Origin of the sequence: Clostridium acidisoli DSM 12555, from assembly GCF_900176305.1 — a bacterium.
Lineage (GTDB): Bacteria > Bacillota > Clostridia > Clostridiales > Clostridiaceae > Clostridium_I > Clostridium_I acidisoli.
This window is the reverse complement of the sequence record NZ_FWXH01000010.1, coordinates 60087-73400: the sequence shown is the minus strand read 5'-3', so window position 1 is coordinate 73400 and position 13314 is coordinate 60087. Positions and strand designations below refer to the sequence as shown.

At 30.1% G+C, this 13314-nt stretch carries 14 protein-coding genes, 1 riboswitch and 1 other annotated feature; of the genes, 3 read left to right on the top strand and 11 right to left on the bottom strand.

Translation table 11 applies throughout. The annotated features are described in order from the left end of the window. Window positions 1-229: 229 nt before the first annotated feature. The 3 genes from B8978_RS12670 to trhA form a co-directional block, all read right to left on the bottom strand. A complete protein-coding gene (locus tag B8978_RS12670; RefSeq protein WP_084116411.1) occupies window positions 230-676 on the bottom strand; it encodes a PadR family transcriptional regulator in 447 nt (148 codons plus the stop codon). 3 nt (window positions 677-679) lie between these two features. Then, the gene (locus B8978_RS12665) at window positions 680-1528 is read right to left on the bottom strand and encodes a DegV family protein (protein ID WP_084116410.1); all 849 of its coding nucleotides are present in this window, start codon (window positions 1526-1528) and stop codon (window positions 680-682) included. A gap of 131 nt (window positions 1529-1659) precedes the next feature. Beyond that, the gene (gene trhA, locus B8978_RS12660) at window positions 1660-2292 is read right to left on the bottom strand and encodes a PAQR family membrane homeostasis protein TrhA (protein ID WP_084116409.1); all 633 of its coding nucleotides are present in this window, start codon (window positions 2290-2292) and stop codon (window positions 1660-1662) included. 188 nt (window positions 2293-2480) lie between these two features. Between trhA and B8978_RS12655 the strand changes: the two genes are divergently transcribed. Continuing rightward, window positions 2481-3395, top strand: coding sequence for an FUSC family protein (locus tag B8978_RS12655; protein WP_084116408.1), 915 nt, complete (start codon window positions 2481-2483; stop codon window positions 3393-3395). Between the two features lie 46 nt (window positions 3396-3441). On the opposite strand, the gene pepV is transcribed toward B8978_RS12655, so the two are convergent. Next, window positions 3442-4836: a dipeptidase PepV gene (gene pepV, locus B8978_RS12650; protein ID WP_084116407.1), complete on the bottom strand. Its 1395-nt coding sequence runs from the start codon at window positions 4834-4836 to the stop codon at window positions 3442-3444. Window positions 4837-5070: 234 nt separating this feature from the next. Here pepV and B8978_RS12645 point away from each other — a divergent pair, with 234 nt between their 5' ends. Next, window positions 5071-5688: a CAP domain-containing protein gene (locus tag B8978_RS12645; protein WP_084116406.1), complete on the top strand. Its 618-nt coding sequence runs from the start codon at window positions 5071-5073 to the stop codon at window positions 5686-5688. 167 nt (window positions 5689-5855) lie between these two features. Here B8978_RS12645 and B8978_RS12640 read toward each other — a convergent pair whose 3' ends face one another. Continuing rightward, window positions 5856-7205 (bottom strand): APC family permease, encoded by a 1350-nt coding sequence (locus tag B8978_RS12640; RefSeq protein WP_084116405.1) that lies wholly within the window; start codon window positions 7203-7205, stop codon window positions 5856-5858. A 128-nt stretch (window positions 7206-7333) separates the two neighbouring features. After that, window positions 7334-7508, bottom strand: a riboswitch (Lysine riboswitch). Between the two features lie 138 nt (window positions 7509-7646). On the opposite strand from B8978_RS12640, the gene B8978_RS12635 reads away from it, so the two are divergent. Then, a complete protein-coding gene (locus tag B8978_RS12635) occupies window positions 7647-8177 on the top strand; it encodes an ECF transporter S component (RefSeq protein WP_084116404.1) in 531 nt (176 codons plus the stop codon). Between the two features lie 36 nt (window positions 8178-8213). On the opposite strand, the gene B8978_RS12630 is transcribed toward B8978_RS12635, so the two are convergent. The 6 genes from B8978_RS12630 to B8978_RS12605 all read right to left on the bottom strand — a co-directional run bounded on the left by B8978_RS12630 (window position 8214) and on the right by B8978_RS12605 (window position 13297). Further along, window positions 8214-8684, bottom strand: coding sequence for a hypothetical protein (locus B8978_RS12630; RefSeq protein ID WP_084116403.1), 471 nt, complete (start codon window positions 8682-8684; stop codon window positions 8214-8216). Between the two features lie 102 nt (window positions 8685-8786). Further along, window positions 8787-8999, bottom strand: a complete 213-nt coding sequence (locus tag B8978_RS12625) for a heavy-metal-associated domain-containing protein (RefSeq protein ID WP_084116402.1) — start codon at window positions 8997-8999, stop codon at window positions 8787-8789. A gap of 68 nt (window positions 9000-9067) precedes the next feature. Next, entirely contained in the window at window positions 9068-11302 is a 2235-nt protein-coding gene (locus B8978_RS12620; protein WP_084116401.1) for a heavy metal translocating P-type ATPase, read from the bottom strand. 43 nt (window positions 11303-11345) lie between these two features. Continuing rightward, window positions 11346-11612, bottom strand: a complete 267-nt coding sequence (locus tag B8978_RS12615) for a metal-sensing transcriptional repressor (protein ID WP_084116438.1) — start codon at window positions 11610-11612, stop codon at window positions 11346-11348. Between the two features lie 119 nt (window positions 11613-11731). Beyond that, on the bottom strand, window positions 11732-12916 hold the full coding sequence (locus B8978_RS12610; protein ID WP_084116400.1) for a cation:proton antiporter: 1185 nt from the start codon (window positions 12914-12916) through the stop codon (window positions 11732-11734). A 57-nt stretch (window positions 12917-12973) separates the two neighbouring features. Then, window positions 12974-13035, bottom strand: a sequence feature (sodium ion sensor (DUF1646 type); this cis-regulatory element may regulate processes involved in with the transportation of sodium ions). A gap of 73 nt (window positions 13036-13108) precedes the next feature. Next, a complete protein-coding gene (locus tag B8978_RS12605; protein WP_084116399.1) occupies window positions 13109-13297 on the bottom strand; it encodes a hypothetical protein in 189 nt (62 codons plus the stop codon). Between the last annotated feature and the right edge of the window lie 17 nt (window positions 13298-13314).

Genomic DNA, 13314 nt, shown 5'->3' with positions numbered 1-13314 from the left:
TATATTCATAATTACATTAAAACATTAATTAATAATTTAATAAAAATTATACCATTATTTTTTATTATTGCAATAGTTTTTTGTATTATTTTGATAATTTTAAATAATTATCTTTAGATATATGTAACTTTTAATATAGTTTCACTCATGAAAAATCGTTCAAAATGAAATTATTTGTACGTATTCACTTCATTTTCGCACTAACAAAAAAGACACCTAAATGGTGTCTTTATTCGTACAAATCACTGTATATTATTTTAAAAACTTCTAACGCTTCACTTATTTTACTTTTAAGAAGTTCCTTTTTATTTTCCAATTCCTTAATTCCTAGATTAGTAATAGTGTAAATTTTTTGTTTTTTCTTGTTTTCATCATCCCACATGCCAATTATATGATTACTTTTCTCCATTTTTTTCAATAGAGGATATATTCCACCTGTACTCGGCACCCATAATCCATGAGTTTTCTCACCTATTTTCCGTGCTATATCATTACCATTTGTAGCTCCTAAACTTAAAACATATAACACATACAAAGGAAGAAGCCCTTTTGTGAAAACTTGACCAACCGCTTGCTTTTCTTTCTCTATCTTTTTTAACTTAGCTAACTTTTCTTTGTATTCTTTATATAACTTATTTTGTTCTTCTTTAACATCAAAATCGTTAAAGTCATTCATTGCTTATTCTTCCTCTACTAAAACAAGACCAACAAGTCCTGGTCCACTATGAACTCCAGATACTGGACTTATACAGCCACCATACTGAATTGATTTTATATTTGGTAGTTTTCCTATTACTTCTTTAACCTTCAAGGTATCTTCTTCAGCATCACCATGCATTGCATATGCTATACAGCTTTTTTTATCTGATATTTCTTTTGCTATTTCAACTAATTTAGATAGAGATTGATTTCTTCCTCTTACTTTAGCATAGGTATAATACTTACCATCATAGTCAAGAGATATAATTGGTTTTAATTTTAACAATGTTCCTATTGTACCTGTAACCTTACCTATTCTTCCTCCCTTTATTAAATATTCTAGTGTACCCACAACAAAAAACAGATGTATTCTTTTTTGTATATTGGGTATTTCACTCACTATTTGATCGAAACTTTTGCCTTTTTCTATAAGCTTTGCACATTCAGCAACCAAAGCTCCTTCTCCTAAAGATATTGATTTTGAATCACAAATATGTGATTTTATATTTGGGTGGTTTTTACTAACTAAGGTAAGTCCATTATAAATACCTGATAGTCCTAGAGACAGTGTTATTCCAATTACATGCGTGTACCCATCTTTTTCAAGTTGATCATAAACATCTTCCATATCTTGAAGTGCTGGCATAGAAGATGTAGGTACTTCCTTTTTAAATCCGTCATAAACTTCTTGTGAAGATATTTCAATTTTATCTCTATATTCTCTATCTTTATATATAATTCTAAATGACAAAACCTTTATGTTGTATTTTTCAACTAGTTCATCTGTTAAATCAGCTGTTGTATCCGTAATTAAAGCTATCTTTTCCATTAAATTTTCCTCCTCATGATATTACACTTTCTTTATATTGTAAAACATATCTTATATACATTATATCACTAGTGAGTACATTATCAATAGTGATACATATACTCACTAGTGATAATAAAAAAATTTTATTGTTATAAAAGATATAATAAAATACATAAAAAATGACATGTGCTTCCACCTATAACAAATAGATGCCATATAGCATGATTGTAAGATATTTTATCAAATAAAAATAGTACAGAACCTAATGTATAGACTATACCCCCAACAACCAAAAGTACTAGCCCTGTAGTTGGTAAATATCGTATTATTGTTTTTAAATAAAATACTATGAGCCATCCCATCACAACATACATAATTGTAGAAATAACTTCAAATTTTCCAGTGAAAAACACTTTAATTGTTATTCCTATTATTGCAGCACCCCATACGACTCCAAAAATTATCCATCCACCATGATTCCTAAGTATAGTAAGCGCAAATGGTGTGTATGTTCCTGCAATTAGAATATATATGGATGCATGATCAAAAATTCTTAGTACCGTTTTTGCTTTTTTATTAGGTATACTGTGATATAGAGTTGAAAACAAATACAATAAAACCAGGCAAGTTCCGTAAATTGTATAACTAACAACACTCCATGCATTACCATATCGTGCTGAAAATACTATGAGGAGAACCAGCGCAGAAATAGCTAGCAGAGTTCCAATTCCATGTGTAACTGCATTTGCTATCTCTTCTCCCTTTGTATAAAAACTAGACATAAATTCACCCCTTTGTTAAAATTTTTTCTTTATTCTATTATTATAAATCAATTTAACTAAAAATATAAAACATTTTCTTGTTAATAATAACAAAATATTTTATAATAAAGATTACATTTAATAAAGTGAGCGTCTTATATATGGTATCTGATGGATAAAATATATTTTTACTATTTTAAGGTGATATTATGAAAATAAAAAAAACTTTTACTAAATTTATAGGAATGAGAACACTAAAAACATCTATTTCTGTATGTCTTTGTATGTTTGTGTCTAAAATTTTTAAAATAGAATATCCATTTTATGCGTGTATTGCTGCTGTTATATCAATGCAAGGTTCTGTTTCCTCTTCATTTAACACAGGAAAAAACAGAATGTTTGGTACTTTAGTCGGTGCCTTCACTGGGCTTATTTTTTCTCTTATAAATGCTGGTAATATTTTCTTGATAGGAATTGGAACTATAATTGTAATATGTATATGTAACGGTTTAAAATGGAGTAAATCTGCTAGTATTGGGTGTGTAGTGTTTTTAGTTATAATGACAAATTTAAATGGAAGAAATCCTTACACTTATAGTTTCAATAGGCTTATAGAAACTTTTATTGGTATAATCATTGCAATATTTGTTAACTATATTGTATATCCTCCAAAGTATTTAAATAAGATATATCTAGCATCTAATAATCTTGTTGATAAAATGATTTTATTTTGTGGAAATAAATTTTGTAATAATACTTATATGGATATGCAAACTATAATGGATGAAATTTCTTCACTAAAAACTCATATCACTGATTATGAAAACGATTTTATAATTAAATCGAAAGAATTAGTTGAGATAAATACGGTTAAGAATGTAATTGAATTATGCAATAAAATACTACTAAGTATTAATATTATTAATTCCTTAGGTGACAAATTATATATAAATTCTGTTAATATGGAACGTCTTAATAGCTTATACAATTGTAATATATCCATTAACAATCATGAAAATAATGATATTAATATCGTATATAACTATCATCTTTCCTTAATTTTAGATTGCTTAAAACAGTTACTTTCTTTTAATATTAACAAAACAGAACTAGGAAATCTATAATAAAAAACGTTGAACTTTTAATTCAACGTTTTTTATATATTTAGCTTTATTTTGCTAGTTCCTGTATAGTTTTTGCATATATTTTAGCATTTAATACCAAATCCTCTACTTCTATATACTCATTTGGTTGGTGATCAAGATCTGGTTTACCAGGGAATATTGGACCAAATGCAACTATATTAGCCATTTCCTTAGCATATGTTCCTCCACCAATTGATAGAAGTTTTGCTTCTTCTCCAGTTTGCTCTGTATAAACTTTTTGAAGAGTTTTAATAAGTGGGTGGTCTTCTGGAAAATATAAAGGTTTTTGATGTTGCATATTTTCAACTATTATCCCAAATTCATCTATTCTTTCATTCAAAGGTTTTATAAGATCCTCATAAGTGTTAGTTACCGGATACCTTACATTTAATGTTAATCTAGCACCGCTTTTATCTATTTTAACAACTCCTACATTAAATGAAAGTTTACCTGATACTTCATCAGAAAGACCTATTCCAAAAGATTCTCCATCAACTTCGAAGCCAATATACTTATTGAAAAATTTTATGAAATTTCCCATATCTGATTTTCCTAAATCTAATTCACCTAAAAATGCGAACAACTGCGAAATTGCATTTTTACCTAGTTGTGGCAAGCTTCCATGTGCAGAAACACCATATGATTTTATAATTACTAAATCACCACTTTCTTCTGCTTTTAAATTATAACCAGTTCTTTCAGCAAAATGTTCACAACTTTCGATTAAATTACTTTTTAAATCAAATTTTATGCCTGCTTCACTATAGTCAGGAACCATGTTTGCTTTGTTACCACCTTTAATATATTCAATACTCAAATCCCCATCTAATTTAACTGAAAATTCCTTTACTAAATCAAAAATAGTAATTCCCTTTTCACCATTAATTATTGGATATTCAGCATCAGGAGTGAACCCCGCTAATGGCAACTTTTCCCTTTCTAAATAATATTCAATATCTTTACTTTTTCCAGACTCTTCATCAGTACCAAATATAATTCTTACCTTTTTAGAAAGAGTCACATTTGCATCTACAAGAGCTTTTAAACCAAATAGTGCAGATATTATAGGGCCCTTATCGTCTGTTGTACCTCTTCCATAAATCTTACCATCATGTATTTCAGCTGCATAAGGTGGGTATTTCCAGCCATCTCCTTCTGGAACCACATCAACATGCCCTAAAACAGCAATATATTCATCTCCAGTTCCATATTCAGCATAACCAACATAATTATCTAAATTTACAACCTTAAATCCTAAATCTCTTGCTATTGAAAGTGCTGCTTCTAATGCGCTAGCTGGACCTTCACCAAATGGCATTCCAGGTTTTGGCTCTCCTTCAACACTTTTAATGCTAACAATTTCTTGAACAGCCTCAACAAGCTTTTCTTTAAGCATATCTACTTTATTATTAATGTCCATATGTGTTTCCTCCTATTATGTTAAACTGTTTATTTATCTATATTATAATCTTTATTAGTAAATTTTATCAACTATAAGATTTAATTATGAAAAACTTTAAATCACATTGGTATATATTTCTTCTTATAAAATAATTAAATCTCCATATAATATCTATTAAATTATAGTTTGTTCTTAATAGTTATGAATTTGAATTTTGTTTATTAAATATATTTTGGAGGTTATTAAATTCATATGAATAAAAAAATTATTTTATCTTCATTACTAATGTTCACAATATCATTTCAAAGCATAGTATACGGTGAAAATTTAGCTTATAAAGTTGCGCCAGGTGATACCCTCTGGAAAATTGCTGTAAAAAACGAAACAGGTATATCTGAATTAATATCCATGAATCCTCAGCTTTCAAATCCCAATTTAATATATCCAGGTAATACTGTGTATATACCAAATTTACAAGATATAAAGACTGCTGAAAATGAAGTTATTAGACTTGTAAATATTCAGAGAAGCAATGCTGGTCTTGCAAAGCTTTCAACAAATTGGCAACTTTCAAGAGTTGCTAGGTATAAATCTCAAGATATGATAAATAAAAATTATTTTTCACATATATCACCAACTTATGGTTCACCTTTTAATATGATGGAGACATTTGGATTGAAATTTTCTTCTGCTGGTGAAAATATAGCTATGGGACAGCAAACGCCTGCTGCTGTTGTAAATGCATGGATGAATTCTCCTGGACATCGAGCAAATATATTAAATCCATCTTATAGCCAAATAGGGGTAGGGCTTGCAAAAAATAAAAATGGTACCTGTTATTGGACTCAGATGTTTATAAAACCACTTTAAATAAGGTGTAACTTTCAGAAACAGCAATCTTACGAGTGGTAGTAACTATAGAAAATTCATAGTAATAAGAAATTGCGAAGTATTGGTGAAAAGGTCAAGCAATCGTTAAAACCCTTCACTTTACTTCCCAATCTCTTTATATTAAGTAAACATTTATGTTTTATAATTTATCCTATCTTCCTTAATTCAGTAATTTTTTCTTTGTTCTTAAGAGACATGTACATATAAAATGGTATTCCGAGTAATATCAAAAGAAACCCGTACATTACCGTTTCTGCTCCTGACCCATATATAGCCCATACTGCATATATGAAACCCAATAAAGGCACAAAGGAGTTCTTTATAAAATTAAACAAATTAAATTTATCTCCTCTTTTTGAAATCAACATGATTTCTGATGCTGCAGTAATTGCATATATTGGTAAAAATGATAATGTTGCAAGTAATGCCACAAAAGAAAATGCTGATGAGAAACTTTTATTATAATTCATAAATAAAAGTATGTTAACAAGTACTGAGCCTATAATCAATGCTGCATATGGAGTTTTGAACTTAGGATGCACCTTAGAAAAAACACTTGGAAATATATTATCATTTCCAGCTGCATAAGCTACACGAGCTGTAGATAAAAGCCATCCTACAGTTGTTCCTAATATACTTATAACTGCACCTATTGTTATAAAAGTTACCACTCCATTTCCAAAATATTTTGATAGTATATCTGCAATTGGTGCATTGCTCTTAGCTAATACTGAATTTGGTGCTGCTCCCATAGCTGCCATATTTATTGCCATATACATAACAGCTGCTATTATTATGCCAAGTATTGTGCTTCTCTTTACATTTTTTTCTGGATTTTTTATTTCTCCAGCTGTAATTGCTGCACTTTCAAGGCCTACAAAAGCCCATAGTGTTGATGTTGCTGCAACTGGCATTGTTTCTATTCCTTTTCCTTTAGGGAACATAGGGGTTAAATTTTTAATATCAAAGTGTATTCCTGCAGCTATAATGAAAAAAATAAATAATAGAATCTCGAAAATGGTTATTACTGTCTGAATTTTCCCTGCAAGTCTTACTCCAACAATATTAATTATAGTAAAAATCCACAAAACACAACTTGTAAATAAAAAGCCTGCCACATGATTACTACCTATTGCCGGGAAAAGCATCCCTGCATAACTTGCTATTGCAATTACAACTGCTGCATTTCCAATCCATGAACCATTCCAATATAACCAAGCACTTAAAAAACCAACAAAATCTCCAAATGCACTTTTAGAATATTCATATGGTCCACCTGTTTTAGGTATTTTAGAACCTAATTTTGCGAAAGATAATGCCAAAAAAATTGATCCTGCTGCTGTTACCAGCCATGCCAATATAGTTGAACCTGGACCTGCAGTTTTAGCTAGTGTTGCTGGAAGCATGAATATTCCTGAACCCATAATATTTCCCGTAACTAGAGCTGTTGCAATAAAAAGACCTATGTCTTTTTTTAAATTTGATTTTTGTTCCACAATTTTTCCTCCTTATCGGTTTTAATATTTCCGATAAGTGAATTTTCCAAGATGGGCATAAATAAAAAAATCTTGAGAAACAAAGCACTCAAGACTTAATACACACATTATATGTATGAAAATCAATTTTGAATGATAGCCCTCCACAAAATGGTTGTGACAGTTTTACATATGTTTTATGTAAAACCAGTTATATAGTGTTAAAGCTTCCACTATACACTTCGGCGCCATTTCCTTTTTATCCGTTTCATATTTGCTTTTATCCACAGATATACTATTAAATAACGCACCTCTACCTTAGTTATTCACTTACGAGTTTATATTATGCACCATATTTCAATTTAAGTCAACATTGGATATTCATTTTTACTTGACATTTATTATTACTAACTTTAGAATAAATTGTACACAAAGATAATATAATTTAAGGGTGATGATTTTATGAATAATAATCTAAAAAATCTTGTGAGAGCAGCTTTGTTTTTAGCAATTGCTATAATTTTTCAATTTTTAGGTAAAGCTTATCCACAAGTTAGTCAAATTTTTGTAGGTCCTGCTGTGAATGCTGTACTCATTATAACTGCATCTATATGTGGATTATATTTAGGTCTTGCGGTAGGTGCTCTAACACCACTCCTTGCTTGGACGCTTGGACAACTACCTGCTCCTTTTGGCCCATTTATACCTTTTATAATAATAGGTAATTGGTTATTTATAATCTTATACTATAATTGTAATAAATTTAAAAAATATGGTGCTATTATTGGAATAATATTAGGTTCTATTTTAAAATTTTTATTTTTATTCTTATCCGCAACAAAACTAATAGTATTTTTAAAATTAATTTCAAATCCAAAAATAGTATCAAAGCTTTCTGTATCAATGGGTGTATTACAACTAATTACAGCTTTAGTTGGTGGTTTTATAGCACTTGTGCTTTTAAATCTTTTGATCCGTAGGAAACAAATATAGTAAAAAAATAGAGGATTCTGAGGAATCTTCTATTTTTTACTCAAACAACGCATGACACCTAGATAATATTACTATGCTTCTACTTATAATTTGGGCTGAATAAACAACCATAAAAGAGAAACCTCCTGCGTTTAAAAATGTTCCTCCTGGCATCTTTAAAATAAGATTTCTAAATAAAATTTTAAAGACTATAGCCATAATTAAAATTAATATAGTTATTGTTCCACCTTGTTGATACCATTTTCCATCTTCACCTTTAAAAATCTTAGCAACTAATCCAGTTGCTATTCCTGCAATAACACCAATCATAATTAATAAAAACAGTGGATATATGCAATTTAAAATACCTGTTTTTACCTTTGAAAAGGACTCAATTGTAAGATATACAAAAATTAATGCAACTATGATTCGTTTTGATGGATTTATTTTTCTCTTTTTTGTCTGTAAATAAATCATGTATATAAATACAATGATAATAATATACATATCATTTAAATTTCCACTCATAATAACACCCCACTAATAAAAACTATAATATAATTCTAGCTTCTATTAGCGGGGTGCACTAGTTACTTTAGTAAAGTTAATTAGTGACAATTGTCATTAATTTTATAGACTTTCTATTTTAACAACATCATATCCAGCATCTTCAACAGCTAATTTGATTTTTTCATCAGTTATACTTTCATTACTCTCAAATTCAGCTGATTTTTTTTCAAGACTTACATTTATGTCTTTTGCTCCTAATTCTTCTAAAGCCTCTGTTACGTGATGTACGCAGTGATTACAACTCATTCCTTCAATTGATACTAACTTTTTCATTTTAATTTCTCCTCTCATAATACATATATTTATTAAATTAGAAAATTCATATATAAATTTTCTTAACTTTACGCTTTATAACTTTTTAATCTAAGTGCATTTGTAAGTACCGACACTGAGCTAAAACTCATTGCTAGTGCTGCTATCATAGGATTTAAAAGAGGACCACCTAATAGATAAAGTCCACCCATTGCTACAGGTATCCCTAATATGTTGTATCCAAATGCCCAAAACAAGTTTTGTTTTATATTTCTAATAGTTTTTTTACTTAAATCAATAGCCGTTGCAACATCCATTAAATCACTTCTCATAAGAACTATATCTGCAGATTCTATAGCAACATCTGTTCCTGAGCCTATTGCTATACCTATATCAGCTTTTGCTAGTGCTGGTGCATCATTAATTCCATCTCCAACCATGGCTACCTTGCTGCCTTCTGCTTGAAGTTTATTTACTTCATCTGCCTTATCTTCAGGTAATACTTCTGCTAAAATTCTATCTATACCTACCTGTTTTGCTATTGCCTCTGCTGTTCTTTTATTGTCACCTGTAATCATAGCTACTTCAATTCCCATATTGTGTAGCTTTTTAATAGCTTTTGCACTATTTTGTTTCACAGTATCTGCTACAGCTATTATCCCAATTAACTTATCTTCAACTGCTATATACATAGGCGTTTTGCCTTCACCTGATAATCTATTTGAAACCTCTTCTAAATTCTCCATATAAATATTACTTGTATCCATTAGCTTTTTGTTACCAAGTAATACATTTCTATTCTCAATTTTAACCTGTATACCATTTCCAGGTAATGCCTTGAATTCTTCTACCCTAAAAAATTCAATTTTCTTTTCTTCTGCTCTTTTTACAATTGCATCTCCAAGTGGATGCTCTGAGCCCTTTTCTGCAGAAGCTGCTATTTTAAGCAAATCATCTTCTGATAAATCTTTTAACGTTATTATATCTGTAACTTTAGGTTTTCCTTCTGTTATTGTACCTGTTTTATCAAAAACCACTGTCTGAATTTTATGAGCTACTTCTAACGCTGTACCACTTTTTATAAGTACTCCGTATTCTGCTCCCTTCCCTGTGCCAACCATAATAGCTGTTGGTGTTGCAAGTCCTAGTGCACAAGGACAAGCTATCACAAGTACAGATATAAATATAGTAAGTGAAAATACTCCGCTCTTTCCAGATATAAGCCAAGCAAGAGCTCCTATAAGTGCAAGTATAATTACAGTTGGAACAAAATATCCAGATATAACATCTGCCAATTTTGCTATAGGTGCCTTAGAACCTTGAGCATCCTCTACAAGTTTTATAATTTGAGATAACGCTGTGTCACTTCCAACTTTAGTAGCTCTATATTTTATATAGCCATTTTTGTTTATACTTGAACCTATTATTTTATCCCCACTATTCTTTTCTACAGGAATACTTTCTCCTGTAAGCATTGATTCATCTACTGATGTGTGTCCATCTATTACTTCACCATCTACAGGCATCCTTTCTCCTGGTTTAACAATTACAATGTCTCCAGTTTCAACTTCATCTATTTGAACTTCCTTCTCCTTATTATCAACAAATATTATAGCTGTTTTAGGCGTAAGTCCCATAAGTTTTTTTATGGCTTCCGAGGTTTTGCCTTTAGAAACTGCCTCCATATATTTTCCAAGAGTTATAAGCGTTAAAATAACTCCTGCTGATTCAAAATACAATTCAATTGTGTTATTCCCCATAAATCTAACTATAACACCATAAACACTGTACAAAAATGCCGCAGATGTTCCAATAGCTACTAATGAATCCATATTAGGACTTAATTTTATTAATGCTCTGTATCCAACTATAAAATATCGTCTTCCAATTACTACAATTGGAAGTGTTAATAATAATTCTAAAATTGCATATGCATAGGGATGATCCATAGGGCTAATTGTCATAGGAAGCATAATATTAAGTTTTGCTAATAACATTGGTCCCATTGAAATAATTAAAAGAGGTACTGCAAAGACTACAGATATTAAAAATCTTCTCCATACATCATTTATCTCTTTTTCTTTTCTCTGCCTATCAACATCTATATTTACTTCATCTTCAATTGCCTTGTATCCAGCTTTCTCTATAGCTCTTTTTATATCAGACACTTTAACCTTAGATTGTTCAAAACTTATACTTAATTTTTCTGTAGCAAAATTCACATTTGCTTCATCTACTCCATCAAGTTTTTTAGATGCTCTTTCCACTGCCTTTGCACAAGCTGCACATGTCATTCCTTCTATTTTTAATGTTTTACTGGCCATGTTCCTCTCACCTCATTAGTATCAAATACCTCTTTGATTTCCTTTATTTACCCATTAATCTTCCTAGTAATTCTATTATCTCATCCACCTTCTCATCACCACTATCATTTAAAAAAGCATCCTTCACACAATGATTTATATGTTGCTTTAAAATCAGCATATTTGCTTTCTTTAAAAGGGATTGTGCTGCTACAATTTGATTTGATACATCGATACAATATCTACCATCTTCTAACATTTTAATTATTCCCTCAATTTGACCTTTTGATGTTTTTAAAGCTTTAACTGCATCTGCTTTTTCCTTATTCATTATTCCACTTTCACCTCCCCCCTGCGGGGTGATATAAATTTTCATTTAAACTCTCACCAAATGATGAGAGTCATTTCTTATTGATTTTTATTTTCATTTACATTCTAGCATATTTTTCTTTAAGCATCAACTAATTTTTCATTTTTATGAGAAAATACGATCTTAAGTAGCACTGGGGTTATTACTGTTGTAAGAATAACCACAATTAAAGTAGGTAAAAATATTTCCTCAGAAATAATATGTTTTTGAAGTCCTATATTAGCTGTAATTATAGCAACTTCTCCCCTTGAAACCATACCAACTCCAATTTGCAAGGCTTCACTCCTACTCATTTTTAAAAATCTTGCAGCAACTCCACACCCAACTATCTTACCTATTACCGCCACTATAAACATAACTAATGTAATAAGCAATACTTCTGCATTGAGCCCTTTAAGATTTGCTTCTATTCCAACGCTTGCAAAAAATATAAGTGATAAAAATCCAGATGAAATAGCCTTAATATTTCTTTCTATATACACCTTGTGTGTTGTAGCTGACAATATAAGTCCACATATATAGGCACCAGTAATTGATGCAATCCCAATTTCTTCAGCTATAAATGCTATTACAAATGCAGCTGCTATAGAAAATGTTAACAATTCTCTTCCTGGTTTTATAAATTTAGTGAATTTATTTAATACCCCAGGTAAATATGCCATTGCTGCTATAGAACTTATACAGAATATAAGTATCTTACATAAAACAAATAACAATCCTATTATATCAAAAGATCCTGTATTACTTCCAGCTGTTTGTGCCATAGCAAGGACTACTGATATTAGTACAAGTCCCAATACATCATCTATTACTGCTGCCCCTAATATATTTATTCCAGATCTTGTGTTGAGTTTTCCAAGTTCAGTTAAGGTTTCAACAGTAATACTAACACTAGTTGCTGTCAATATCACTCCTACAAATATGTTTTCCCATGTGTTATTAAAAAACATGTATGCACTTAATATACCCAATATAAGTGGAACTATAACACCTACTAATGCAATTATAAAAGATGTAAAACCAGCTTTTTTGAATTCCTCGATATTTGTCTCAAGTCCTGCTAAAAACATTAACATAATTACACCAAGATTAGCTAACAGTTTAATGTTATCATCATATTGTACAATATTAAGTGCAACTGGGCCAAGTATAACACCGGCTAATAATGCACCTAACACTTCTGGCATTTTAAATTTTTTACTTATGATTCCACCTACTTTAGTAAAAATAAGTATTAATGCTATGTCTAACAAAGTTTTCTCCATGAATACTCCTCCCTTATATAATTATTCAAAAAACAAAAATGGACAGCCCGAAAAACGGACTCCCCACCCCAGAAGACATATAAATCTCTTGAATACAAGCATATTCTGCTTGCTCAACCGTAAAATCTATATAATATTACTTATACTTTACCATAACATTTTATTGATAACAACCATAATTTTTTATATATGTTATAATATATGCATACCAGTTACAATTGATATACCATTAAAAAATAGCCATATTCCAGCGAATCTTAGAGGTGCTCTTGGTCCAGTACCATCTTTTTTAAATATAAATCTTGCTATTTTTCCTATAAATACATTTAAAATCACACCTAAAATTACCTCTATAATCCCAATTAACAATCTTGAATTCATTTTTATCTCTCCTTTTT

What these genes read in the sequence shown, in the direction of transcription:
- B8978_RS12610 (WP_084116400.1), bottom strand. Translation starts at nt 12,916, where the DNA reads ATGGAGAAAACTTTGTTAGACATAGCATTAATACTTATTTTTACTAAA.
- B8978_RS12655 (WP_084116408.1), top strand. Translation starts at nt 2,481, where the DNA reads ATGAAAATAAAAAAAACTTTTACTAAATTTATAGGAATGAGAACACTA.
- B8978_RS12645 (WP_084116406.1), top strand. Translation starts at nt 5,071, where the DNA reads ATGAATAAAAAAATTATTTTATCTTCATTACTAATGTTCACAATATCA.
- B8978_RS12630 (WP_084116403.1), bottom strand. Translation starts at nt 8,684, where the DNA reads ATGAGTGGAAATTTAAATGATATGTATATTATTATCATTGTATTTATA.
- B8978_RS12625 (WP_084116402.1), bottom strand. Translation starts at nt 8,999, where the DNA reads ATGAAAAAGTTAGTATCAATTGAAGGAATGAGTTGTAATCACTGCGTA.
- B8978_RS12620 (WP_084116401.1), bottom strand. Translation starts at nt 11,302, where the DNA reads ATGGCCAGTAAAACATTAAAAATAGAAGGAATGACATGTGCAGCTTGT.
- pepV (WP_084116407.1), bottom strand. Translation starts at nt 4,836, where the DNA reads ATGGACATTAATAATAAAGTAGATATGCTTAAAGAAAAGCTTGTTGAG.
- B8978_RS12615 (WP_084116438.1), bottom strand. Translation starts at nt 11,612, where the DNA reads ATGAATAAGGAAAAAGCAGATGCAGTTAAAGCTTTAAAAACATCAAAA.
- B8978_RS12665 (WP_084116410.1), bottom strand. Translation starts at nt 1,528, where the DNA reads ATGGAAAAGATAGCTTTAATTACGGATACAACAGCTGATTTAACAGAT.
- B8978_RS12605 (WP_084116399.1), bottom strand. Translation starts at nt 13,297, where the DNA reads ATGAATTCAAGATTGTTAATTGGGATTATAGAGGTAATTTTAGGTGTG.
- trhA (WP_084116409.1), bottom strand. Translation starts at nt 2,292, where the DNA reads ATGTCTAGTTTTTATACAAAGGGAGAAGAGATAGCAAATGCAGTTACA.
- B8978_RS12670 (WP_084116411.1), bottom strand. Translation starts at nt 676, where the DNA reads ATGAATGACTTTAACGATTTTGATGTTAAAGAAGAACAAAATAAGTTA.
- B8978_RS12635 (WP_084116404.1), top strand. Translation starts at nt 7,647, where the DNA reads ATGAATAATAATCTAAAAAATCTTGTGAGAGCAGCTTTGTTTTTAGCA.